The 26,444-nt window shown below is 49.7% G+C and carries 19 protein-coding genes; 7 read left to right on the forward strand and 12 right to left on the reverse strand.

The window, feature by feature from the left end:
* Position 1 precedes the first annotated feature (1 nt).
* Positions 2-1,048 carry a tRNA preQ1(34) S-adenosylmethionine ribosyltransferase-isomerase QueA gene (queA, locus tag HRU79_01125; protein ID QOJ25316.1) on the reverse strand — a complete coding sequence of 349 codons (1,047 nt, stop codon included), beginning with the start codon at positions 1,046-1,048 and terminating at the stop codon, positions 2-4.
* Between the two features lie 116 nt (positions 1,049-1,164).
* Here queA and uvrB point away from each other — a divergent pair, with 116 nt between their 5' ends.
* On the forward strand, positions 1,165-3,201 hold the full coding sequence (gene uvrB / locus HRU79_01130) for an excinuclease ABC subunit UvrB (protein QOJ25317.1): 2,037 nt from the start codon (positions 1,165-1,167) through the stop codon (positions 3,199-3,201).
* Between the two features lie 15 nt (positions 3,202-3,216).
* Here the strand turns inward: uvrB and HRU79_01135 are convergent, their stop codons facing one another.
* Positions 3,217-4,470 (reverse strand): glycosyltransferase, encoded by a 1,254-nt coding sequence (locus HRU79_01135; protein QOJ25318.1) that lies wholly within the window; start codon positions 4,468-4,470, stop codon positions 3,217-3,219.
* Positions 4,471-4,670: 200 nt separating this feature from the next.
* On the opposite strand from HRU79_01135, the gene HRU79_01140 reads away from it, so the two are divergent.
* Genes HRU79_01140 through HRU79_01155 form a run of 4 tightly spaced genes read left to right on the forward strand, consistent with a single transcriptional unit; the run spans position 4,671 to position 10,156 of the window.
* Entirely contained in the window at positions 4,671-5,789 is a 1,119-nt protein-coding gene (locus HRU79_01140) for a hypothetical protein (protein QOJ25319.1), read from the forward strand.
* 4 nt (positions 5,790-5,793) lie between these two features.
* The gene (locus tag HRU79_01145) at positions 5,794-7,170 is read left to right on the forward strand and encodes a hypothetical protein (GenBank protein QOJ25320.1); all 1,377 of its coding nucleotides are present in this window, start codon (positions 5,794-5,796) and stop codon (positions 7,168-7,170) included.
* Positions 7,167-9,083 (forward strand): penicillin-binding protein 2, encoded by a 1,917-nt coding sequence (mrdA, locus tag HRU79_01150; GenBank protein ID QOJ25321.1) that lies wholly within the window; start codon positions 7,167-7,169, stop codon positions 9,081-9,083. Before HRU79_01145 ends, mrdA begins: the two co-directional genes overlap by 4 nt.
* The gene (locus HRU79_01155) at positions 9,080-10,156 is read left to right on the forward strand and encodes an extracellular solute-binding protein (GenBank protein QOJ25322.1); all 1,077 of its coding nucleotides are present in this window, start codon (positions 9,080-9,082) and stop codon (positions 10,154-10,156) included. Before mrdA ends, HRU79_01155 begins: the two co-directional genes overlap by 4 nt.
* Here the strand turns inward: HRU79_01155 and HRU79_01160 are convergent.
* A complete protein-coding gene (locus tag HRU79_01160; GenBank protein QOJ25323.1) occupies positions 10,150-10,752 on the reverse strand; it encodes an NUDIX hydrolase in 603 nt (200 codons plus the stop codon). The genes HRU79_01155 and HRU79_01160 overlap by 7 nt on opposite strands.
* A 44-nt stretch (positions 10,753-10,796) precedes the next feature.
* On the opposite strand from HRU79_01160, the gene msrB reads away from it, so the two are divergent.
* Complete coding sequence (gene msrB / locus HRU79_01165; GenBank protein ID QOJ25324.1) at positions 10,797-11,222, forward strand: peptide-methionine (R)-S-oxide reductase MsrB; 426 nt, start codon at positions 10,797-10,799, stop codon at positions 11,220-11,222.
* Here the strand turns inward: msrB and HRU79_01170 are convergent.
* The 9 genes from HRU79_01170 to HRU79_01210 all read right to left on the reverse strand — a co-directional run bounded on the left by HRU79_01170 (position 11,213) and on the right by HRU79_01210 (position 25,437).
* Complete coding sequence (locus HRU79_01170; GenBank protein QOJ25325.1) at positions 11,213-14,566, reverse strand: efflux RND transporter permease subunit; 3,354 nt, start codon at positions 14,564-14,566, stop codon at positions 11,213-11,215. The genes msrB and HRU79_01170 overlap by 10 nt on opposite strands.
* On the reverse strand, positions 14,563-15,717 hold the full coding sequence (locus HRU79_01175) for an efflux RND transporter periplasmic adaptor subunit (protein ID QOJ25326.1): 1,155 nt from the start codon (positions 15,715-15,717) through the stop codon (positions 14,563-14,565). Before HRU79_01175 ends, HRU79_01170 begins: the two co-directional genes overlap by 4 nt.
* A gap of 19 nt (positions 15,718-15,736) precedes the next feature.
* Positions 15,737-16,378 carry a TetR/AcrR family transcriptional regulator gene (locus tag HRU79_01180; GenBank protein QOJ25327.1) on the reverse strand — a complete coding sequence of 214 codons (642 nt, stop codon included), beginning with the start codon at positions 16,376-16,378 and terminating at the stop codon, positions 15,737-15,739.
* Positions 16,365-17,729, reverse strand: coding sequence for a TolC family protein (locus HRU79_01185; protein QOJ25328.1), 1,365 nt, complete (start codon positions 17,727-17,729; stop codon positions 16,365-16,367). Before HRU79_01185 ends, HRU79_01180 begins: the two co-directional genes overlap by 14 nt.
* A gap of 141 nt (positions 17,730-17,870) precedes the next feature.
* Positions 17,871-18,392, reverse strand: coding sequence for an HAD-IIIA family hydrolase (locus HRU79_01190; protein ID QOJ25329.1), 522 nt, complete (start codon positions 18,390-18,392; stop codon positions 17,871-17,873).
* Positions 18,389-19,588 (reverse strand): glycosyltransferase, encoded by a 1,200-nt coding sequence (locus tag HRU79_01195; protein QOJ25330.1) that lies wholly within the window; start codon positions 19,586-19,588, stop codon positions 18,389-18,391. Before HRU79_01195 ends, HRU79_01190 begins: the two co-directional genes overlap by 4 nt.
* 5 nt (positions 19,589-19,593) lie before the next feature.
* Positions 19,594-21,093, reverse strand: coding sequence for an exopolysaccharide biosynthesis polyprenyl glycosylphosphotransferase (locus tag HRU79_01200; GenBank protein QOJ25331.1), 1,500 nt, complete (start codon positions 21,091-21,093; stop codon positions 19,594-19,596).
* A 68-nt stretch (positions 21,094-21,161) separates the two neighbouring features.
* Positions 21,162-23,177, reverse strand: coding sequence for an ATP-dependent helicase (locus HRU79_01205; protein ID QOJ25332.1), 2,016 nt, complete (start codon positions 23,175-23,177; stop codon positions 21,162-21,164).
* A gap of 142 nt (positions 23,178-23,319) precedes the next feature.
* Positions 23,320-25,437, reverse strand: coding sequence for a pyruvate dehydrogenase (locus tag HRU79_01210; GenBank protein ID QOJ25333.1), 2,118 nt, complete (start codon positions 25,435-25,437; stop codon positions 23,320-23,322).
* A gap of 55 nt (positions 25,438-25,492) precedes the next feature.
* Here HRU79_01210 and HRU79_01215 point away from each other — a divergent pair, with 55 nt between their 5' ends.
* Entirely contained in the window at positions 25,493-26,395 is a 903-nt protein-coding gene (locus HRU79_01215; GenBank protein ID QOJ25334.1) for a hypothetical protein, read from the forward strand.
* Positions 26,396-26,444 lie beyond the last annotated feature (49 nt).

The raw sequence follows: 26,444 nt of genomic DNA on the forward strand, positions 1-26,444 counted from the left end.
TTTAGATTATGAGCATGGCATCGCCATATGCATGGAAACGGAATCCGGAACGAATTGCACGTCGGTATGCTTTAAACAAGGCCTCCCTGTCACCCAGGAAAGCAGATGCCAGCAACAAGCCCGGTGAAGCAGGCTGATGAAAGTTAGTAATAAAACGATTGGCAATCTTAAACTCGTACGGAGGGTAGATAAATCGGTCGGTCCACCCCTTATTGGGTTTCACGATACCGCTGGTGAGCACACTGCTCTCCAGCGCACGGGCCACACTCGACCCTACGGCATAGACAAACCGCTTGCTCTTCAGCGCCTTATTGATAATGTCGGCATTATCTTTTGAAATCTCAAAATACTCACTATACATACGATGCTTGGTGAGGTCTTCCACCTCGATGGTCTCGAACACACCCTGGCCCAGATTCAGGCGGACCGTTGCAATTTTAATCCCCTTTTTTTCTGCAGCTTTTAACAGTTTGGGCGTGAAGTGCAGGCCTGCTGCCGACGGCGCAATAGACCCAACTTTTTCGGGATTCGCAAACACGCACTGATATGCCTCTTTATCCAGCTCTTCCGCATCGCGCTTAAAGTAGTCAGGTAATGGCATCTGGCCGATCCGCTCAATTACCTCATGCAAATCTCCATCGTAGGAAAATCGGACGGTGCGCCCTCTGGATGTTGTGTTATCAATGATTTCACAATAAATCTTGTTGTCATCAAAATAGATTTTGTTACCAATCCGTACTTTACGGGCTGGCTCTACTAAAACATCCCATATCCGTTCCTGCTTCTTTAACTCGCGGAGCAGCATCACTTCGATTTTTGCATTGGTTTTCTCCTTGTTACCAAATAAACGAGCCGGAAAAACCTTGGCTTCATTCACCACAATAACATCACCCTTTTGCATATAGTTCAGGATGTCCCGAAAATGCTTCTCCTCGATGTCGCCCGTTTCACGGTTAATAATCATTAGCCGCGAGCTGTCGCGCGGCTCAACAGGGTATTTTGCAACAGAGTTTTTAGGTAAAGAATATTTGTATTCAGACAACTTCATGATTTCTCCTTCGTTAACCGGATTAGTACGATTATGCTGCTCTAATAGTATGCTAATGGCAAAGACTACAAAAATACGGCTTTCTGAAGCCAACGTCAACGCGTATTTTACAGGTTATGTTCAAACTTGAATCCAAATACAGTCCATCCGGAGATCAGCCTAAAGCAATCGCTGAGCTGACAGACGGGCTTCGCAGTGGTGAAAAGCATCAAACGCTACTTGGAGTTACAGGCTCCGGGAAGACGTTCACGATTTCAAATGTTATTGCCCAGGTTCAACGGCCAACACTCGTGATGAGTCCGAATAAAACCTTGGCAGCCCAGCTGTATGGCGAATTCAAGTCGTTTTTCCCCAATAATGCAGTTGAGTTCTTTATCAGTTACTACGACTACTACCAACCCGAAGCCTATGTTCCGGCAACCGACGTGTACATCGAGAAAGACATGTCGATTAACGACGAAATAGACAGGCTTCGGTTGCGTGCAACAAGTGCATTGGTGGAGGGGCGACGGGATGTTATCGTGGTAGCCAGTGTAAGCTGTATTTACGGAATCGGTGCCAAGGAAGACTTTAAAGAGCAGTTATTGTTTTTAAAAACCGGGATGCCGTTCACACGACAGCAGTTGATTTACCGGCTTAGTAATATTCACTACTCCAGAAACGATTTTGATTTCGTGCGTGGAACGTTCAGAGTGCGCGGTGATATCGTTGACGTTGCGCCCGCTGGTGAGGATAAACGGGCATTGCGCATCGAGCTGTTTGACAACGAAATCGAACGGCTGTCATGGATTGATCAGCATTCCGGTACGCTGATTGAAAAAACCGACTCTGCACTGCTCTACCCTGCCCGCCTGTTCGTTACTACTCAGAATTCACTCAATCGTGCTATTGGGGATATTAAGGACGAACTTGCCGATAGACTCAAAGAACTTCGAAGTTTGGGCAAACTAGTGGAAGCACAGCGTCTTGAACAGCGCACGCTCTACGATATCGAAATGATGAAGGAAGTGGGATATTGTTCGGGAATCGAGAATTACAGTATGCACCTCAGTGGCCGGAAGCCAGGCGATCAGCCACATGTACTGATGGATTATTTTCCGGATGACTATTTGCTTGTGGTGGACGAAAGCCATGTTACCATACCACAGGTGCGGGCAATGTTTAATGGCGACAGGCAGCGCAAGCTAACGCTTGTGGACCATGGTTTCCGGCTGCCTTCAGCTCTGGAAAACAGACCTTTACGGTTTGAAGAATTTGAACAAAACACCAATCAGGTCATTTACGTGAGTGCAACACCCGGTGATTACGAGCTGGAAAAATCAATGGGGGTTGTTGTGGAGCAAATCATTCGTCCTACCGGTCTGCTGGACCCGCACATTGAAATTCGTCCGGTCCACACCCAAATCGATGACTTACTCGGTGAAATCCGACGTCGCGCCGAGCGTAACGAACGCGTTCTTGTAACCACACTCACAAAACGGATGGCTGAGGACCTGACTGACTACCTTCAGAACTTCAGAATTCGTGTAGCCTATATCCACAGCGATGTTGATACACTGGAACGCGTTGAAATCATACGCGGACTTCGCTTAGGCAATTTTGACGTGCTTGTGGGCGTAAACCTTCTTCGCGAAGGACTTGATATGCCCGAGGTTTCGCTGGTGGCTATCCTTGATGCCGACAAAGAAGGTTTTTTACGAAGCCAGAGATCGCTAATGCAGACGGCGGGACGTACTGCCCGCAATGCCGGTGGTTTAGTGATTTTTTATGCTGATTCAATGACCGACTCAATGCGCAGTGTAATTGACGAAACAAACCGAAGACGCGAGCTGCAGCAACAATACAACAAAACGCATGGTATAAACCCCGTCACCGTCTATAAGTCACTCGAAGAAATTCTTGAAAGCACGTCAGTTGCTGATATCCAGCATCAAAGAGAACAAAAACTGAAGGCAGTGCAGGCGCAACAACTCCGCAAGGCGGCAGAACCTCTGGCAAAATATCTTACGTCAGAGCAGCGCACAGATCTTGTTGAACAACTGTTTGCAGAAATGAAGTCTGCTGCCAGGGATCTGGATTTTGAAAAAGCAGCTGCTCTTCGTGACGAAATAGCAGCACTGAAAGCTCTTGACGAAGCTAAACACCAACAGTAACGATTGTTTTTAGTATCAACGGTTGCTGTTTTTTGCTGCAATAATCTCCGAATAGATATCCAGCAGTTTCTGCGTAGCCGATCCCCATGAATAGCTGTCCACTGCCATTTCGCGAGCTGCATTAGCCATCGCCCTACCCATAGCACCATCATGCATACAGCGAACACAGGCATCTGCAAATGCCCTGGCGGTATCAGCAATCAGAACGTGTTTGCCTGACTCAACGGGTACTCCTTCAGCACCGGCAGATGTAGAGACAACCGGGATGCCATGAGCCATATTCTCAAGAAGTTTAATACGGACACCACTGCCACTCAGAATTGGAATGATGGCAACATCAAGAGTTGCCAGAAATTCACCGGCATCGGCAACAGGTCCGTGAACAATTACACGGTTTCCATCATGCAGCTTAAGTATCTCATCTACGGGAGCACGGCCTGCAATGTGGACCTGAATTCCGGGATCGGATTCCCATATCAGTGGTGCTACCGACCGTACAAACCATAGAATGCCCTCAACGTTGGGCGGCCATTCAAGACTGCTTACCAGACCAAGACGTTTAGTGGGTGGGTCCGGCCGACGAACCATTGCCGGGATATCCACACCCGGTACGATGGTCCGCACGATTCTCGCATCGGTATTATGCAAAAACCAGTCTGTATCAACATCCGAAACAGTAGCAACACCGTCAACAACCTGCGCTACCTTCCTTTCGTACAGCTCTGTCTGCCGGGCTAGGAATCTCCTGTACAGCCTGTGATGCAAGGGAGTAGAGCCATCACCGGCAAGCTGCTTAATAATGCGGAATTCAACATTATGGGCGCGGTACAGCACCGGCGGGAAAACCCCCTCACCCATGATGTGTTTGGCTGCTACAACAGGCCACACCGTGGGCAAATAATCTGCATGCACAACCTCTGGCATTTCATCACCAATCCTTCGAGCCAGCATCCTTGCCATTTCTGCACTCTGAAACCGGCGCATCGTGTAGGGAGCCCTTCCCAGTGATGAGTAAAGGGGCTCGGGCGTGCTGGTTAGTGCTTTTAGGGCTCCCGTCAGCGAAATCGACGTGTCAATATCTACAGCATCGTACCTGTCCACAAAGGGCAGAATATCCTGTGAGGTAGCACGGTGCCTGCTTGTATTCAGCGCTACAAACCAGATGGTATGGCCGGCAGCCTTCAGCTCCCGAACCTGGTAGAACGTACTTGACGAACCACCGTCCAACGGGAATGACGGTACCCGTGGAGCTACATATAAAACTTTCATGGTTGTTTCCTTTCAGAACTCATCAGCTTCCCGGATGCACCGATGACAGTAAGAATCATGACATATACTGGAGTCAACACAGGATCCACCGTTGCAAATGAGACAACCATACGTGTTCTTTTTGCCCACACGAACCTAAATATACCACCGTCATCAACTGCTGTGCGTAATTTGCATCTTATTCCCAAAACACATTTTACATGACAACACTACCCCCAATGAGTGTAATCAGGAGTTTACTCCGACTGCGATGGTGGATTATTGGTGCATCCCTGGTAGCCGGTGTTGCAACCTACCTGTACACGCTGACGATGCCTAACGTTTACAAGGCAACAATCAACTGCGTACCGGCTTCAAGTGACCAGGGCATGTTTGGTGGTGCTTCAGGGTTAAGTTCGGCACTGAAAGATATCGGGCTTTCAAAACTCACCGGACCCAAGGGTAACACCTATGAATTTGTTGTGGTCCTTTTTGCGCGACAATTACGTGACTCGATGATATCGGAGTTTAGGTTAGCTGAGCAGTACGACATGGTTGGGAAACCAATGAAGGATGTCCGCGAAGCATTCGAATCTGACCTGGAAGTGGTATTGCGGTCCGAAGGCAACTACGAAATCTCCATTTGGAGTACAGATCCTCAGAAATCCGTTACCATGTGTAACAGATTTGTTGCCCTGGCCAACACTGTTGCCAACAACGTCTTCCGTCAGGACGCTTCAAAATCACTGGTCTATCTGCAGGCCCGCCTTCATGTGATTGACTCGGTGCTTGCGGCGCTCACGGATTCAATTGGCAATTACTCAAAAACGTATTTGTTATTCTCGCCCGAAGACCAGGCTACCGCATCTGCCAAGGCATTTGCCGACGCACGTGCAAGCCTCCTCCAGCAACAAACAGTTTTAGGCATTCTGGAAGGCTCGTACGGACCGGACGATCCGCAGGCCAAGGCTCAGAGGTCATTGGTTGACGGAATTAGCAAGCAGATTAACGACATGACCACAAAGCCCGGTTTCTTTGGCAACTTCAGTCTTAAGGATGCCGCGGGCCTGGGTGCATCGTTTATGCGGCACGCCGCCGAATTCGAAGCCTATACAAAGCTCAAAGCTTTTGTACTCCCTACGTACGAGCAAGCCAAGTTGGATCAGGCAAAGAATACTCCCAGCCTTCTTGTGCTCGACACCCCGGTCCCGGCAGAAAAGAAGGACAGACCTAAGCGTATGCTCATAACAGCCGGTGCAACACTTGGCACCGGGATCCTGTTTGTCAGCATCGTCATGTTTGTGCTGGGCTGGAAGAATATGGTACGAAAAGCAGCCTGATTATATGATGCCTTTGTATATCACTGGCGGTTTCCTTGCCCTTGGGTTGTTGGTTCTTGGTTCGTACCTAATGATACGCTACCCGAAGGTTTGGCTGGGTGCTGTTCTCCTCGTTCTTGTTGGTTTTTTCGCAGATACCGGCGTCGGCTTATCGGCATCTGAAGTTGTCTCGGGTGCGTTTGTCATTGGCTCTCTGATTGTTTGGACACTCTATAAAATTGGAAGTGGCTACACCTTTGTCCGTTCATGGACCGATCGTTTCCTGGTAGCGTTTATCATTCTCTCCGTCACGAATTTGATTGTGGCCCTCCTCAATGGAATTAACGTTGGTGACTGGACCGTTGAATGGCTGATACTGTTTTTATTGCTGTATTATTTCCCGCTCCGTGAATATTTCGGACGTAGCGAGCAAACCTTCAGACAATTCTTAGTCCTTTCAGCTCTTAGTTGCCTGCTCATGTTGGGATACACTGTTGCCGATTACTATATGCGTACGCAGGACGGTTACATTTATGCGTACCAGGTCCTGAACTCGAGAAGCCGCTTGTTTGCTCCAATGTTTGTGTTTGGCGTTTTAATGGGCATACCCGTGTTATTCTATTCAAAAAGCATTGTATCACGACTCACGCTCTTTGTATTTATTCTATTAAATCTTGCAGGTATTCTCCAGTCCTTTACCCGAACGCTATGGGCATCACTCCTTGCCGGCATACCATTGCTCATACCTTTTTTTCGTCTGCGTCAAAACCTGGTCATTGCTGCAACCACGGTTGCTCTTGGTATTAGCGTTTTTACCATTGCCAGCATTGTCAACCCCAGAATTACAAGTTTGGTTGTTCAGCTGATCGAAGAACGATTTATGTCGTCGACCCAGCTCTCCGGTGGTGACTTTTCGTTTGAAACGCGGGTGAACGAAGTAACTGCGGCAATGAAAGACATACGTCGCTATCCGTTAGGGGGTGCCGGTCTGCATGCAAAGGTCATTTCCTGGGCGCCAATTTACAGTTACACAAATGAAGCATCGTTTATTCATATTGGCTACGTGTATCTGTTACACAAATTTGGTCTGGGACTTACCCTGATAATGATGACGGTGCTGATCGGCTTCAGTATCCGCAATATCCTGGCAGCGTATCGTATTTTTAAAGACCGAAAGGATTTAACCCTTGCCAGGGCTATTACAATAGCAATGCTTGCCATGCAACCAACACTGTATGCCTCAATCTTTACGGCAGAGCTATTTGATCAGCGCTACGGGATTTTTATACTGGTATTTTATTTTACGTTTATCGAAATCAGCTCATCCCTTATCAACAAAGAGGAAGAGTCTGCCAACTCCGGTAAACCGCTCATCAATCCTGAGAATGTAATTACAGCATGATTGGTCAGGCTCTCCATGGTGACTTTGGTTCTACAACACGTCAGCGAATTCTGAAGTGGTTGGTTTTCCTCATGGCCGGTGTTTTTATCCTTCGCCTGGGGTGGCTTCAGATTATCCAGGGCGGTGCATATCGTCTGCGTGCCGAAGCACAGGCCATCAAGCAAATTAAAATCGAACCGTTTCGCGGAATGATGATTGACCGCAACGGTATTCCAATTGTGCAGAACATACCGGGCTTCTCCGTAACGGTAACTCCGTATCAGTTTACCAGTGTTGTTGCCGTGCGACTGGCCAAAATTCTTGGTGTACCCGACAGTGTGATTCGGGCCGACGTTGCCAAGGCTGCACGGTTTAACAGATTTAATCCGGTAAAGTTTGCTGCCGGACGTGATATTGACTTCAGCACCATGAGTGCTATCGAGGAGCAGCGCGACTTTCTCCCGGGTGTTGACGTGATCACTGATCCCAAACGCTCGTATGATATTACCGGTAATGCCGCCCACCTTCTTGGTTATTGCAGAGAGGTTAGCGAATATCAACTAAAAGAACTTGGTGATGCCTATGACCCCGGTGACCTGACGGGAAAAACCGGACTCGAGAAGTCATACGAAGCCTACGTGCGCGGTCAGAAAGGCCTGCAGTTTGTTGCCGTGAACAACCGCGGACAGCGGGTGTCAAGTTTTAACGAAGGAAAGAGTGACGTTCCAACGCGCCGTGGTTTTGATCTGCAGCTTGGCCTGGATGCCAAACTGCAGTCATTGGCAGAAAAACTGCTGGAGGGTAAGCGTGGTGCCGTTGTTGCTATCGACCCGAATAATGGTGAAATACTTGCTTTTGCAAGTATGCCCGACTTTAGTCTGCGTGAACTCAGCGGGCGTACGTCACGGGGGTATTACAACCAGATTGCTTCTGATCCCGACAAGCCTTTGTTTAACCGGGCATCAATGCCTAACTATCCGCCAGGCTCTACATGGAAAATGCTTGTTGCTCTGGGATGCCTGCAGGAAGGTTTAATAACCCCCAATACCGTGTTGCACTGCGGTGGTGCGTATAACTATGGAAACCGAAGCATGGCATGCCACGGTGCCCACGGTGCGGTTACACTGGAACGTGCCATCCAGGTTTCGTGTAACGTGTATTTTGCTCAGTGTGGCATGAAACTCGATGTTGAGGGCATGAAGAAGTATGGTACCCTGTTCGGCTTTGGACACAAGACCATGGCTGATATCACCGAGGAAGCCTCGGGACTGGTGCCAGGTACAGCGTACATGGATAAGCGTTACGGTAAGAACGGATGGTCAAAATACGCTCCGGCAAACTGGGGCATCGGACAGGGCGAAATTCTTACAACTCCGCTGCAGCTTGCCCGCTACGTTGCCGCAATTGCAAATGGGGGTATCCTACTGCAGCCTCATGCCGTACGATCTGTTTACAACAATGTGTTAAACAAAACCGAAGTCATGCGCTATGCCGCAACAGACTTGCACCTTCGGCCCGACTATGTTCGTGCCGTTCAGCAAGGTATGTACAAGGTTGTGAATGAACCCGGTGGTACGGCGTCAAGCCTGCGAATTCCGGATATCGTCATGTGCGGTAAAACAGGTACGGCTCAGAACCCTCATGGCAGGGATCACAGCTGGTTTGTCTGCTACGCTCCTATGGATAAACCGCAAATCGCAATCTGCGCCATGGTAGAAAATGCCGGCTTTGGCTCAACAGTGGCCGCACCGATTGCCACAAAGCTTGTTGAACTATATCTGAAGGGGCGCTGGCCGGCCGACGTTCGGTCACCCGGCTTTGCTGCTCCCCCGTCTGCCGACTCGGCTCTGCCGGAACAAAAGGAAAAAAGCGATACAGTCAGGAAGCAGCCGGCATATACAAAAAAAGGACCGTTTATCGTTTCTGAGAAATGATAATTTTGATTGCTTCCCTGCTTGTTGCTCTGCTGTGTGGGTGCAATACCTCTCAGCAACAACAGGAAATTACACTGTGGCACTTTTGGTCAGAACCGCGTCAGCGCGAAGTGTTGGATTCTCTCATTGCCGTGTACGAGCAGCATCATGCGCATATACGAATCAAACCCACACCACTAAGCTGGACGGATGGCTACACCAAGCTGCTCCTTGCGTTTAACTCTTCTACGCCGCCGGATATTGTCCACCTGGGGATGGACTGGTTTGCCGAGTTTAACAACCAACATGTTCTGGCACCTGTTACGGGTCCGGTCCAGTACACACCGGAGGGTGTCCTGTGGGTTGTCAACGCCCGCACCTTTGTTCGTCATAACGGCAGTACCACAAAATTCGAATGGGGTCTGTGCGCCAGTGATGCTCATAACGTGATAAAACGCACGCTGCCGATGCTGTGGCAGTACGGTGCACCTGAGTTTTTCGGCAGCCTGCCGGTGTACAAAACAATGGATACCAACCTGGTAAATGCACTATGGACGGTAAGGGGGCTGGTCCATGACGGTGCTGTTGTTGACAATAGTCGTGGACTTGATGAGCGATTTGCACGCGGTGAAATTCACAACCTGCTCACCGGTTCCTGGATCGTAAACATGGTTAGCGGTAGCTCTCTTGCTGCGATGGAGGTCAGGCCGGCTCCATCTGTTCTTAACGGCGACGTGCTTGCCATCACCTCCGCATCGGACGTCCATGGTGCAGCACAAAACTTTATTCAGTGGCTAACATCGTATCAGCAGGCCAAAACATTCTGCCTTAACGTTCCGGATGCGGGTTTTCCGGCGTCTGACAGTGTTTTTGGCGACCCAGATTTCTCCGTATCCCTATTGCAGTCTGGCTTTTTGCAAACCATTCGCCTGTCAAAGCCCCTTCCCGTCACTCCTCATCTTCTTGCAATCGAACCCATAATTGAACGGCTTATCGAGCAGTGTTATTCTGCAGCAACAAAGCAGGATGTTCATGCATGGGTTATGCAGGCAAAAGCAGCCGTACGGAATATTGAACAGTCCCCGGCTCACTGATTACGAGCGGACGCTACTCTGCGAAGCCACTTATCTGCCATCCTGATGACACTTGCATCACCCGTGAATTCAGAGATACCAGTGATCGGTGCCCAGGCCAGGTCATGCGACTCTTCGCTGACAACATACCGTGTGTTGCCGGCCACACAGAGATACCGCACGTCAAAGTGGAGGTGCTCAGGTACGTCGCCGATTCTGGGAATTGGATGAATATCGATATCAAAAATCGATTCAGAGAGCAGTTCAATCTTAGAAATGCCACTCTCTTCGTGCGCTTCAGTTAATGCAACTCTTGAAATACACCCATCACCATCGGCATGACCGCCCGGCTGCACCCACGTATTCAGTTTTTTATGGTGCGTTAGTAAAACATGGTGCCGGTCAGGCGACAAAAGCCAGACGCTGCCGGTTACATGTCCGTACAGATTGCTACGATGAAAGCAATGCACTGACCCGGCTACAAATTGAATAAACGCTCTGGTTGTATTTTGCTCATCCGGAAACAGAACGGCATAATCGGACAGACGGCTTAGCAGCATCTGCCGGAATTCATTTTCGATACTGTTTGGACCCGGAGTGAATCGTTGGTCAGTCATGAGCTGTTATAAAATCAGCAAAATACTATTCTGGTTGTACTGTAATGGACAAAATTAATAAAAGTGAAGAAGAGTGGCGATCCTTACTCACCGCTGAAGAATATCATGTTCTCCGTGAAAAAGGCACCGAGCCTCCGTTCACAGGCGAGTATGTTGATACATCTGTGCCCGGTACGTACGAGTGCAGGGCCTGCGGTGCCCAATTGTATTCAAGCGGTGCTAAGTTCGAAAGTCACTGCGGCTGGCCAAGCTTTTATGAAGCAATGAACAGCAGTGCAATAACACAGACACCTGACCATAGTTTTGGTATGGTGCGAACCGAATTAACATGTAGTTGTTGCGGCTCGCACCTTGGACATATTTTTACTGACGGACCCAGGCCAACCGGAATGCGTCACTGCATCAACAGTATTTCGTTACTATTTCGTTCGGATAACCAAGCACCTGATAAAACCGATGATCAGGAGTGACTGAAGAATTTTCTAAGCTTCGTCGCCGTTTGAATCTGGAGCAGATACAAACATGGCACTACAATGAGCGTCAGGAACGTTGCAAACAGAAGTCCAAAAATAACGGCCCATGCCAGGGGTCCCCAGAAAGCAACACTATCCGATCCAACATGAAAATGCGGATCCCGAAGGTTTAGCATAGCCCAGAAATCAAAGTTCAGTCCGATTGCCAGCGGAACCAGTCCCAGAATTGTTGATGCAGCTGTCAGCACCACCGGATTGAAGCGAATAGCGCCACCCTCCACAATTGCTTCGCGAAGTTCTACCCCCTGGGCTAGCAAGATGTCGGTAAAGTCAACAAGAACAATTCCGTTTCTAACCACGATGCCACCCAGTGCGATAATCCCAACACCGGTGATGACAATCGAAAACTCAATGCCAAACAGAGTAAAGCCAAGAAGCACACCAATCACGCTAAAGAGCACCGTGCTCATTATAAGCACCGGCTTGGCAAGAGAGTTAAACTGAATTACCAGGATCAGGATAATAATACCGGCAGCGATGCCAAAAGCCATACCCAGAAAGTCAGCATTGTCAGCCTGTTCTTCCTGTGCACCCGTTTGCCTTATGGAATATCCATCAGGAACTCTCACAGTTTTGAGTGCCTTGGCAATCTGTGCATTGATGGCAGTAGCATTATATCCCTGCAGAACGTTGGATGCAAGTGTAACCACGCGCTGCTGGTTTTTCCGATGAATCCCTGAGAAGGATGACACATAATTTATGGTTGCCAGTGATGAAATCGGAACCTGGCGGAAAGCACCAGTGCTCATGTCACGGTAGGTGACCGGTAAATTCATCATGGCGTCGATGTTGGACCGCATGTCTTCCGACACTCTGATCTGCAGAGGGTACTCATCCTCGCCCACCCGCATCTTTGTTGCCTCAAGACCATGCAGTGCACCCCGTAGCGTAAACCCTATCTGTGAGGATGTTATTCCATCGATGTTTGCCCTGGCTCGGTCAACGACAACGCTAATCTCAGGCTTATTGCGCTCAAGATCGGATTTAAGTTTCTCGATACCGGGTATATGTAGCGAGTCAATAACTAAGGCACGCACCCGCTCGGTAAGTTGTTCCAGCACGGCAAAGTCATCACCGGCAATTTCGATACTGATTTCTTTGCCGGTTGGCGGCCCATTGGCCTCTTTTTCCACGATGATTTCGGCACCGGGTATATCGGCAACTGCCTTCCTAAATTCGGTTAGATATTTGCTGGTCTGCGGGTCACGCCGTTTTGCATATTCTTCGAAGGCTACCGAAACCTTCCCTTTGTTTGGTGCAACTGTACGGTCGGGTGAGCGCGGGTCACCCGCTCCCAGGCCCACGTTTGAAACTATGGCTGTTATATCGGGATTATCAGGTCCGATAATTTTCCGTACCCGTTGTTCCACCACCTTGGTGACCGAATCGGTTACAACTGCATCAGTCCCGATTGGAAGCTGGATATAAATGTATCCATAGTTCGGCTCCCCCGACGGGAAGAAAACCGGTGGCTTACCATACAGTGCGGCAAACACGATGGTAGCAACGAACAGAACGATAACTGATACCAGAAGGACTGCCGGTCTTTTACCGGCTAACATGAAACGCAGAAATGATCTGTACCAGCCCATCAGGCCTGGCAGGATTTTCTCCTGAAACGGCTCGATCAGGTACGGCGATAGAACGAATTTGTTCAATGTAATAAACGCAAGCACCAGGATTGCGAGGACGGCAAACCAAAATGCACCGGCTAATAGTGCAGCAATCATCGCCAGACACACAACACCAAGAAGGACCCACATTACTCGTTTGTTCATGGCTCCTTTTTTCCTGTCCATGAAGTCAACGGCAAAAACCGGATTAATGATGTATGCAACAATGAGTGAAGCTGTAAGCGTAATGATTAATACGCTTGGCAAATACACCATGAACTCACCCACGATTCCCGGCCAGAACAATAGCGGGAAGAATGGAGCCAGTGTGGTTAGAGTACCCGCAAACACAGGGGCAAACACTTCTGCAGCAGCATACCCAGCCGCCGTTTTTACATCGTATCCTTCCTTAACATGAAGCCGGTGTGTGTTTTCAATGACCACAATGGCATCATCAACGATAATACCCAGTGCCAGAAGGAACGAGAAGGTCACAACAATGTTAAATGTAAAATCAAGGCCGGGCATCACCGTGAAGGCAAGAAAGGAGGAAAGCGGAGTGGCAAGCCCAATGAATAAAGAATTCGAGACCCCCATGAAGAACATCAGCACGGTGGTCACCAGCAAAAAGCCAATAACAATTGAGTTCACAAGGTCTGCTATGTTTGACCGCGTTGCCTTACTCATGTCATTGGTTAGTTTGAGCGTAACACCGTCAGGAAGGCGCTGTGCCTGGTAGTCGGCAATGATCATCTGAATCTTATCTGACGCATCAATCAGGTTTTCACCAGATTTTTTAAGTACACTCAGCGTAACGACCGGGTGACCGTCCAGGCGGGCAAAGCTCTGCTGTTCCTTGGCCGTATCGATAACAGTTGCAATATCACGCAAGTACACAAGGTTGCCCATGCCGGACTTGACAACAGTCTCTTTGATGTCATCAACAGTTCGATACTCACCCGAAACCTTCACATTCCTGCGGATACCACCAACGTTTAAGTCACCTGCGGAAATGTTAACATTTTCGCCGGACAACACACTGCTTACGTCGTGGAACGATACTCCCAGCGACTGCATCCGGTACGGATCCAGATCAATCCGAATTTCTTTTTCAAGAGCGCCGATAATGTCAACACGCCGGATTTCATGCAATGACTCAATCTTGTCCTGCAATTCATCGGCATAAACTTTCAGGTTGTCAAGACCGATATCACCCGAGATGTTTACAAACATGATCGGGAATTCCGACATGTCGATTTCCTGAACGTCGGGCCCCTTAGTAAGTGAAACCGGCAAGTTTGCCTTGGCCCTGTCAATAGCATCCGTTACGCGTTGTTTGGCAACAGTAGGCGTAATTTCAGTCGTAAACTCTACCGTAATGATCGAAGCATCCTGAATGCTCTGACTAAGCACTTTCTTCACATCGGCAACTGACTTGATCTGCTTTTCGATCTGCCTGGTGACCAGATTCTCCATGTCAACTGGTGCCGTGCCGGCATTGATTGTGGTAACAAGGATCGTTGGCACAACAACATCGGGAAACTGCTCCTTCGGTAATCGGACATAGACTACTGCACCGATAATAAAAATCAGCACCGTAAGTACATACACGGTTGTACGGTTGTTAACAGCCCAAGCTGTTATCGGGAAGTTTTTATGATTACTCATTCAACCACCCGCACGCGTTGTCCGTCAGATACCAGCGTAACGCCATTGTGCACAATCACGTCGTCAGCCCCAACACCATCAGTTACCATTGCCGTTTCACCGCTCACCGCTCCGATAACCACTCGTGCCTTTGTAGCCTTCCCTCCGACAACTTTGTATACATAGGTACGGTCTGCATCGCGAACAACAGACGCGAGCGGAATCGTCAGGGCCTCATTAAATACTTTTTCGGTCAGCGTTATATCGCAGGTGGCGTTTGGTTTTAGTCCTGGCGAGACGGAGCGCAGTGGTATTTCAATCCGGAACGACCTGTTAACAGGGTTCACTGTTTTTGATACGATCCCCACCCTGGAGGTGATTGTATCACCGGTATCGGGAAAGCGCACCGTGACCACATCACCAACACGTATGGTACCGGCATAGGTTTCAGCAAGGTCTGCTATAACCCGCATGTCGGACGTATTAACGATCGTCATCAACTGCATGCCGGCCATGACCATCTCGCCGGCCTTGGGACGCAATCCGTCAACAATACCAGATGTAGGAGCCTTAATCTTTGTCATGTCCAACTGTTCTCTAAGCGATGCCAGACGCTTTTCAAGTGACTCCTTGTTATTCTTTGCCTGCAGGTACTGAACCTCGCTTCCTGCTTTTTGCTCGAAAATCCGCAGTTGCTTTTCGTACAGTGTTGTTGCAAACTCAAGCTGAGTGGTCACCTCTTCGATGCCGCGCTGAATCAGAGCATCATCGAGTTCAGCCAGCAGTTGTCCCTTGGCAACGGCCTGGCCATTGACAACGCGCAGACTCACAAGCTGTCCGGACGTTTTGGGGGCTACCGCAATTGACGACCGTGAATCGACGATTGCCTTCACGGTAACCTGCTTTTTAAAGGGGCCGGGACTTACGGTGTAAACCCCAACCGGAATTTGGCCATTTGCCGCATTCACACCCAACTGCTCTTCGAGCTGCCGGATTTTGTCATCAAGAGCATTGCGCTCGGTTCTGTACTTTTCCAAAAGCTCTCGTGACGGTTCGTGCCCTTCGTTAGAAGTACACGACACCGCAATGATCACGACGATTGCGAAGGCTCCGACCATTCGGAACATTGATGTGGCTTTCAAGTAGTTATTAGTCATTGTTGTAATAATCATTGTAGTATGTAGATTTAGGCTAGTGCATCAGCCCCTTTATCAGCAAAGAGGTTACATTGCGCACCACTTGTTCGCAGTTAATCTTACCGTATTGCGGGGGTAGCACCGAACTCTGACAGAGCAGCATCGCCCCACGGGTTGCAAGCATCAGGTCCAGAACGGTCTGATGAATCTTCGTTTTTACCGTAAAGAGACCGGAATCAACGCCTTCCTGAACAATGTTAAGAGTTGCCGTAAATATGCGACTGTCGATTTCGGCAAATTCTTTCATGTACGGCAGATCTGCCTTACAGCACTCAGCAGAGGAATGTTCATTTCCGATACGCACCAGTTCTTTATAAAAAATATTGTTTTCTGAAGTATACTGTAAGAACACATCAACACACCGGTGCAGTTTCTTATCAGCTTCTATCTTCCGAGCAGCTATCTTTTCAATTTTCGTTACTATTTTGTTAAAGTCTTCCGCAAGAATCGCCAGGATTAACTCATCACGATTTTTATAATACAAGTAGAGTGTTCCTTTTGCCACTTCAGCAGTACTGGCAATTCGCTCCATGGAACACTGCTGGATACCCACCTCAAGGAAAGCCGTCCTGGCTGCATCACGGATCACATCTCTGCGGTTTTCACGTTCACGTGCTTTTCGCTCACGAATCCCCATGAATCTCCTCCGCATATCGAATGTACTTGTCTGGTACCTTGCCAATCGACTTTTCAAAGTCTGCCAGCCGAATGTAATAGTCGTAGAGTGCCCCAAGCCTGTTCACCTGAGCGCGAGTAAGAGCACTCTGCGAGTCGTTTATTTCAAGCTGACTGCCGGTTCCTTCGGCATATCTGATTTTGGCAATCTCATATCCCCGCTCAGCCTGCTGTACATTACCGGCCTGTGCAATGATCCGTTCCCTGGCTGACGTAAGTTCATTAATGGAAGCGCTGACCTGCAGGCGCAGCAGGTTTTTCAGCTGGTCTACATGCTCGCCAAGCGTTTGATAGTCTATTGTAGCCTGATCCAGTTGCGATGCCGTTCGCATGCCGTTAAAAATATTGAGACTCAGATTGAGGCCGATAAATGCCTGCGAAGCACTCACCCAGTCTTTAAAATCATCGCTCTGTCCAGAGTTTCCGTATTGTCCGATGAGCGATACCGTAGGATAATAACCAGACCGGTACACATCAATGAGTTTATCTGACACCGCAAGCTGCGATTCCATTGCAACCAGCTGGTAATTATGCTTGAGGGCGCTCTCAGTGCTCTCATTTACGTCAGGAACGCTTCCTGGTTCGGGGAGTTCCACTGACTGCGGCTCCAGGGTATCCGTTTGGTCAGCATTCATATACGTCATGAGTGCTGCAACTGCGTTTTTGTACCCAACACGGGCCGATGTAAGTTCCGGTCGGATATTCTCGAGCGCAACATTTGCCCGAATAAGGTCGTACTCGGCAACCATCCCCTGTTCAAATAGAGTTTTAACTGTTTTCTGATGTTCAGAGGCCAGGTTATATGCAGACTGAGCAATCTGAGCCATCTCCCTGGCTGCAAGAGCAGCCAGGAATCTGCGTCGCGTCTCGGTAACAACATCCGCCACAGCCGCCCTGTACTGGTCTGTTGCCGCTCCAACATACTTAGCTGCTGCGCCAATACCAGTAAACACCGCACTATTAAACAACACCTGGTTAAAGGTTGCGGCCACGTTATACGAGTTATTTAACCCAAATCGCATGGGCTGCATGCCGCCTTCCTGAGGGTTCAGAAAGTTGGGTACAAAAAACACAGGGGCTTCCACATTGTAGTTGTACGTTGCACTCACACCTACAAACGGGAGCGCACCCGATAGTGCTTCGGTACGCTGGGCTCGTGCTTTTGAAATGCTCAACCGGGCAATGGCAATACTCTGGTTCTTCCGGATGGCGGTTTGGATAGCTTCATCCAATGTTACCGGGACGGCAGATCGTAAGGCAGGCACGTACATCGTGCATAGCAGCACACAGGCTGTAAGTAGTTTTCTAACCATAGGAGAATCCTGATTGACTGACTGATGGTCTTTTAATGACCACCGGTCACAAAATTAAGCAAGAACAGGACAATTCAAAAATTTCCGTGCAGCAAACAATCATTTTAATGATGGTATCCCAATACCTCTTTGCCGATGCTCTTACCTCAGATGCGGGATTAGGGCTGATGTCAGGAGGTTAAGATTGGGTGCAACGATGGTTGCATCGGTTGGATTGTGCGGTCCAACCAGCGCAGTATGAACGCCGGCAGCATGCCCGGCAGCAGCATCGGTAACAGAGTCGCCAACAAACCAGCAATGTACAGGCTGGAGCTGGTATTCACGGATAGCATCCAGAAGCATACCGGGGGCTGGTTTCCTGCGGACACTTCCGGTACCGGCAAGATCAGTACAGTAGTAGGCTGCATCAACACCAAAGCCCAGGGCTGAGCGCAACTCATCCTGCATGAAGGTATGCACTGCCTGCAGGTCAGCATCGGTCATAAGCCCCTTACCTACTCCCTGCTGATTCGAAGCCACGATTATAAGATACCCATGCTGATGAGCATGAGTCAGCAATGGGAACACGTCGGGGAGTACGATAAATTCCGACGGTGTGGTAATGTAGCCACCAACTTTCAGTTTATTTATTACACCGTCGCGGTCAACAAACAAAGCCTTCATTGCACTGCACTTGTTAATCGGGGTTCGTGCGTCAGGAGCTGCCCCAGCTGTTTGCCGATTCGGTCCCAATTGTGGTCCTGCTGAATGACTTCATAGGCGTTTCGTGCCAGATTGGCACGCTGTTCAGCGGAGGCGAGCAGTTGTACTGTATGAGCAGCCAGTTCAGATGGGGTTGTCCCAACCAGACAGTGTTGCCCGTGTTGTGCATTGATGCCTTGCAGACCACTTGGAGTAGTAACCACCGGACATCCGGTGGCCATTGCCTCAAGGAGTTTGTTCTGGATTCCTGACCCACCGCGATGAGGATGAAGGAAAACGGCTGATTGATGCAGGTACGGTACGGTATCGCTGACATTGGCAAACACTTTGGCGCCGGTACCACGAATTCGATTCAGCAGTTCCTTCTTTGGGTTTGCACCAACAAAGTGCATCTCAACCTGCGGCTCCTGGTTCCATACAAGCGGCATGATATCAGTAAGAATATGCATTGCCATAATGTGATTTGCCTCTACGTCAAGTTTTCCCACAAACACAATGTTCATTCGATGTGCCTGCTGTGCCTGAAACGGAAACCGCTGCAGATCTACACCATTGGTAACAATATGGTATCTTCCTTTAGGATTAAGGTTGCGGGCAGCTTCAAGATCGGTGGTGCTTACAAACGTAACCGCATCATAATCGGTCATCACCGACGCTTCGTAGCCTGAAAGTTTGCGAACTTCCCACCACCGAACCAGCCGTTGTAGGAGTGACCCTGTTGCATCGGCCGAACGTGTCTGATACAATGTCCGGCAGTCTTCGGCAACCAGGATCTTCCGTGGGCCCGTGGTATGGCGCACATACTCGGACGTACGCATGAAAAAGCTAACGATGTCGGTTATGGATTCCTGCCTCAGAATGTTGTCCACCACAACGTTAAACGAATCACGGGTGTAGTATGCTATTTCCAACGGAAGGCTGGTCCACAACGAGCGAATGCACCCGATACCGGCTGTTAACGGATTCAGCCTAACCACATGGAGCTCAACCCCCAAACGGGTGATAGCCTGAATATACTCGGCCGGGAGATCAGCCGACTGATTAAAAACCACGGCGATGACCCTGTTGTTATCGGCAAGAAGCCGAAGAAGATGAAATGCCTTTACCCGGTCACCGCCAATCAGAGGCCAGGGAAACCTGGGTGATAAAAAGAGCACCGTGTTCAATATGCGCCTCGTCCGCCCAGTACTGCCGCTGCTGTTCGGATAACAATGTACAGGTCAAGGAAGAGCGACCAGTTGCGCATATAGTAATGGTCAATGTGCGGGCGTTCTTCAAACGGTCCGTCAGCTCGAACTGAAATCTGCCATAGTCCAGATAGCCCGGGTTTGGTGTACTCTTGCAAATTGGCAACAAGCTTCATGGTGTCTGCAGAGAGATCACCAAATTCTCGTTCTGCAAGCGGACGTGTTCCCACAAGCGACATATCGGCTCGGATAACGTTGAACAGCTGGGGAAGTTCATCAAGTGAGTATTTACGCAGAATTCGTCCAAGCCTGGTAACGCGGGGATCCTCCTTTAGCTTATGGTATCGTTTGTACTCTTCACGGGCCCGACTATCTTCCGCAAGAATTGCCGCAAGCCTGGCCTCGGCGTTATTATGCATCGTCCGGAATTTTAGGATGGTAAACTTCTTTCCTTTCTCGCCGATCCGCTCCTGACGGAACAGGATGGGTCTTCCATTCAACACCAAAACCAAAACCGAGACCACAAGCATAATCGGCAGAGCAAGCATCAGCAGCGGTATTACCATCGCTATGTCAAACAGTCGCTTCTTGAGCCGAAGGGCAGGATATCGCAGACGCTGCTCTACATCTCCAATCGCCTGTGCATCGGCAGTCGTGTTTGAAATCCAGATTACCGAAGGGTTTACGTTTTCACCGATTACGGTAATATGGTCAAGGTGCTGGCAGTACTCATCAATGATTGAGCGAACCTTTTCAATACGTTTATGCGGCATCGTTACGATACCATGCTTTATCCGGTAGGTTGTACAAATCGGCTCAATCGTCTCCAGGCCGCCAATCACCGGAACTCCTTCATGATAACCGTACTCGGCAGTTTCGCTATCAGGTTCAACGATGACCATGGGCCGCAAGCCAAGCTGGCGGTGATTTCTAAGAACATCCACCGTCCGTTTTGCCATACTGTTTACGCCGACAATTAAAACCGGAATACCGTACCAGTCGAATCGTCCCAGCCACCGTCGTAAGGCCATTCTGGCCATGGCAAGCGTAGGAACCGAAACAAGGTACGAGCCAAGCAAAATAGAACGGACGTATGGCGGCCAGTCTCTGCTAAAGAACGAAACCGCTATAACCAGGGCAAAAACACCGGTTATCGTGTAAAATGTATTCCTGAGCTCAGCAATTGCACACGTACCATAACCGGGATAGTTTCCCCGCCAGGCCGATGCGAGCGTGTTACCCAGCACAAGGGCTGCCCCAATAAGGGCGTAGCCAGAAAACGGGATCGATGTTGGGATGCTGAAAGAGCGGATCATTAATGCCAGCCATAGGACGGCAGTTATAACAAACGCGTCATTTGCAATGAGCAGAACAGTTGTTGCCAACCGCCCGGCACGCAGGTCAGGGGCACGTTCTATGCCCCGCGCCGTGGCTTTTACATCCTCACCAAGTTCCAGCAAAGTTGGTATGTGCATGCCTGATTGAGTTTCTGGATTGGCCGAATTTAATCTGCCGGCTCATAAAAAGTCCAAAATTAGGAAGTTCAGCTGATACCACGACTATCCGAACCGGACATTTCATCGTCGGAATCCGTCAGAATGTATTGTAAACAATCCATATCGGAAACCGTTTCAAGGAATCTGCTGGGCATGCCAAGCACGTCATGGTGCTCTCGTTGGTAGGTTACCAGCGGATAGGTAAGAATGAGCGTGTCTTTTGCCCTGGTACAGGCAACGTACAGCAGACGCCGTTCCTCTTCAACCATGCCTTTGCTGCCCTGACTACGTGCCGATGGGATATTGCCTTCATTAACAGATATAACAAACACTGAGTTCCACTCGAGTCCTTTTGCACTGTGAATGGTGCTCAGGGTTAAAAATTCCTCGTCATCACCGTCGGCTGATCGTGCTTCAGCCGTATGGCTGGGGGGCTCCAGTGCAATATCAGCCAGGAATTTCGAGGTAGAGTCATACCGGGAGCAGATATTGGTCAGTACTTCAATATCCGTCCATCGTTTCTGGGCATCATCATGTTTATGGTTCATCACAGGCTTATACCATTCTGCCAGTAGCTGGGTCCGGCTGCCGGGACGTGCATCTGCCTGAGCCCCTTTCAGGATATCCCGTAACTGGGTAATACTGTGAGAAACATTTTCGGGGAGATTGGGAAGGGGGCAATTCAATGGGTCGGGAGCAGCCGCAAATCCGTCAATAATGGTTCGCGCTGTTTGTGTACCCACACCGTGGAGGAGCATCAGAACCCTGTACCATGCAAGGGTATCATTCGGGTTTTCCGTGATTCGGAGCAGGGCCAGGATATCCTTGATGTGCGCTGATTCAACAAAACGGATGCCGCCAAATTTACGATACGGGATGTTGGCTCTGTCCAGCTCGATCTCGAGATCAAACGAATGATACCCGTTCCGAAATAACACCGCAATCGATCCCAGCGGAATCCCCTGCTCACGCTGTTCAAGAACTGTCTGCACTACATATTCACTTTGCTGACGTTCGGTGGCGCATGCTACCCGGATCGGTAGGTCGCCGTGTTCGCGCGATGTTACCAGCTCCTTATTGAACATACCGGGAGCGTTTCTAATGATGGTGTTACAGATGTTTAGTATGGGTTGGGTGCTGCGGTAGTTCTGCTCAAGCGTGATAACTTCACAGTGGTCAAAGGATTGTGCAAAGGCGTGAATATTGGCGATATCGGCACCGCGAAACGAGTAGATACTTTGAGCATCATCGCCAACTGCCATCACGTTGCCGGTGCGGCCAGCCAAGGCTGTAATGATTGCATGCTGCAGCACGTTGGTATCCTGGTACTCGTCAACCATGATGAATTTGTATTGCTTTCGCAGCATGGTGCCATACGTTTCATGTTGGGCAAGACTCAGTGTAAACAACAGCAAATCGTCGTAATCAACCAATGCGTTGGCTCGTTTATACTTCTGGTACTCGCGGATAACAACAGCAATTTCATCGGTCTGTTTTACAAACCGCGGAAGATCTGTTGCGATAATGTCCCGCAGTGGCGTCATTGTATTGATTGATTTACTTGCCAAGTTTAACAGTGTTGATGCATGCGGAAAACGGCTCTTTGGCTTTGACAGGTCAAAGCGAGCTCGTACCAGGTGCATTGCATCGGCTGCATCCATCTGATCAAGCACGGTAATGCTCTTGGTTGTGAAAAACTCCGGGAGCGCTTTACCAAAACGCTGCAGAAGCTTGTATCCAAAGGCATGAAAGGTGCCACCAGCAATCCTGTCACAGCGTTTCCCAAGCAGTGCCCCTGCACGCTGTATCATTTCGGCTGCAGCTTTTCGGGTAAAGGTCACCAGGAGAATTGATGTAGGGTCTGCACCGTCCTCTACCAACCGTGCCACACGATACGTAAGTGTGCGCGTTTTACCGGTACCCGCACCGGCAAGGACAAGGGCCGGACCATTGGTGTGCATTACAGCCTTGTACTGCGCTTCGTTCAGAACATCACGGTACGCAATTGCATAACGCTTTTCTGACGGAGGGTTAGAGCTTCGTTTCAGAACAAGTTTTTTCATTAGTCACAAGAGTTCACTGCGTGGACAGTACTACGTTACACATTAACCGGAATTATGCTCATACTGTCTGCAATACCACAGTGTTTGTGACACCCGTACACACGTCGCGCTACGCGGCCATTGCTGCCACACAAGGAAAGGGTTAAAATTCCATCAGGTTCCGAAGCTGATTGGCAATCGCATCAACACTGGGTAGAACCGCATTCATCATTCCCTTGTTGTACGGTATGGGAACGTTGGCCGTGGCAATTCTGATAACAGGGGCATCCAGCCATGCAAAAAGCTCCTGTGAAATTGATGCTGAGACCTCTGCACCAAAGCCACAGGCAATGGTGTCTTCATGAACAACCAAACAGCGTCCGGTGCGGCGAACACTTTCAAAGACCATCTCCTTGTCCCACGGAACAATAGTCCTCAGGTCAATCACATCAACATCGGCCCCGGTACGATCGGCCGCTTCCGTGGCACGATGAACCATCTCGCCCCATGCAACAATGGTTGCCCTGGTGCCGGATCGGTGCATCCGCGCTCTGCCAAACTCAACAACATAGTTGTCACCGGGATATTTTCCCCTGCCCGGTCTGGTATCCAGAAGATCCCTGTGTTCCAGGAAAAACGTTGGGTCGTTGCCCCGGATGGCACTTCGGAGCAATCCTACGGCATCAGCCACAGTACTCGGGAATGCCACCCGCCACCCGATCGTATGTGCAAAAATGGCTTCACCGCTCACGCTGTGCCACGGGTCGCCTGTTCGTTTGCTGTACCCTACGGGAATCCGTACAACATACGGTGCTGCAAAATCACCATTCGTGCGCCAGCGCAGTGTTCCGGTATCGTTAATGGGCTCCATTGCGGGGTCTAGATACTTCCTGAACTGGATTTCGGGAACAGGAACCAAGCCGGCAATGGCAAGGCCAATAGAGCGACCAATGATTCCTTCTTCGGATAGCGATGTGTCAAACACCCTGTCTGGACCATGCGTCCGCTGCAGGTCAACGGTTGCGCCATGCACACCGCCCTTGACACCCACATCTTCGCCAAAAACCAGAACCCTGGGATTTACCGTAAGCTCTGAATCAAGTGTTTTTCGGATTCCGTCAATCATGTTGATACGGACGCCCTGTTCATCTGGGACATCAGATCCAGCAGGAGGCACAAGTCCGTCTGCTGCCATCCCTCCGTGCTTTGGAACCAAGGCGGGCTCTGCAAATACCTTTGAGAACGCATCTTCGGGTACCGGCTCCGGTTGCTCCAAAGCCTTGTGTGCAGCAGCCCGCACGTCTGCTTCGACCTCCGTATAGAGTGAGTTCCACCCTTCTTCGTCGAGGTACTTTTTCCTGATCAGAAATTCTTTCAGGCGCGGGACTGGGTCTTTGTTGAGTTCGTCAGTGCGCTGTTCGGGAGTCTTATACGACTGGTTATCAGCACTGGAATGTCCGCAGATTCTTGCCTCCCTAATCCGCATCAGCGTGGGTGTACTGGTTTCGCGTACATGTGCGACACTCTTTTCAATCAACCGCGATGCTTCTTCGGGATTGGTCCCGTCGATATCCACGATCCGAAGTCCGGTAAACGAAGCCAGATTTTCGGCAATGTTGCCGCCAGGAGTCTGTGCTGTACTGGGAACGCTGATCCCCCAGCCGTTATCGGCAATATAGAAAATCATGGGAAGCCGCATTGTGGTGGCAATGTTTAACGCCGACCAGAAGCCGTTTGATGCAGTAGAACCATCACCGCCATGGGCAACGGCCACAGCCCCTTTCCACTGCTCATTGCCAAGAACCTTGGTATGGTACACGATGGCCTGGGCCCATCCCACAGCAGGGGTGTACTGCGCCCCAACGTCGCCACTGGACGGAAGCACCGTAACACCACGGCGGTTCGGTAAATGGTGAACCACCCCAATGTCACGTCCACCGTTTCGGCTGCCCGCTCGGCCCAGTGGACCGGCAAATCCTTCTTCGAGTGTCATACCGGCAGCCAGCACAAACGGACGAGACCGGTAGTACACCGTGGATCCGTCGCGTCCATGCGTAAGACAGCGTGCTACAAGCACTTGCGACAGCTCGTGTCCGGTAGCGGAAAACTGATATGAGGCTAATCCCTTGGGGACAAATTCTGTTTCTTCGATTGTATCCATGATACGTGAAGCCAACACGGTGCGCGCAGCTTCGAGCCATTCACTTTTGGTCATGGGTACAAATCTACTAAGCTCAGTTTTTGTCAATGCGTTACCAATCACTTTTTTAACGAATAGCATCGTACATTTGCATCAGGGTTTCCCATCTACCAACAATAGTTTTTAAGGGGGCTTTATGAAGAAATTAATACTTCCGTTTTTGTTCGTGGCAACACTTGCCAGTGCTCAGTTCAGCTTCCCGGGATACCTGCCGGGAGACTGTCAGTCTGCTGCGCCTTCCATCGTTGATGGTGTCAGTGATGGCAAGGTGGTTGGCATTTTAAACGTTCGTGTGTCGTTGCCTCTGGGAACATCTCAGATAGATTTGGGAATGAGTCTTGATGACGGCAAGGCTCCGGTATGGCTGTACTTGGTCCATAGCACCGCTACCGACTCAATGTACACCGTACCGATAACACGTGCCCTGGGGTCATGCTCAAAGTTGCCGATCGACGTTCCGTCAGAAGATCTGGGCGATGATATGGAACTTCCGCTCATTCCGGTGCCAAATCAGTTTCTGCAAGGCACCGACCTTATGGGTAAGCTAAAGAGTAATCAGCAATTCCAGCAGTTTCAAGCTTCATATCCCGACAGCTTACCGCGAATAGTTGTGTTAGGAACAACCGAAGAAGAAGTCCTGGGCTTTCCTGAGAATACACCGGCATGGGTTTTTTCCTGGCCATCCGAGAATGAAGAATTTGGTTTTATGTGCGTTGTTAATGCTTCCTCCGGTGAAACTGTCTGCATTGGCAATACCGTGGATAACGTTACCGAAAACACACCGCAGGTTTCAAACCTTACAGCGTTTCCCAACCCGACAAACGACGTAGCATATCTCCAGGTACCCATCGACTGGATAACACAACCGCTGGTTGTTGATGCGGTGAACCCGGCGGGACAGTCCGTACGGGTATTCGATTCACGATTTACAATGCTGCCGGTGCAAATTCAAACCTCACAGCTGTCGGCAGGATTGTGGACGCTGGTTGCCCGCACCACCTCCGAAACACGTGTCACCCGGATCGTTGTCAGCAAATAGCCTGACGCCTGATACCAACTTAGTTTATCATTGCTCTACACACCATTTA

The sequence above is a fragment of the Ignavibacteria bacterium genome, assembly GCA_015709655.1.
Taxonomy (GTDB): domain Bacteria; phylum Bacteroidota; class Ignavibacteria; order Kapaibacteriales; family Kapaibacteriaceae; genus OLB6.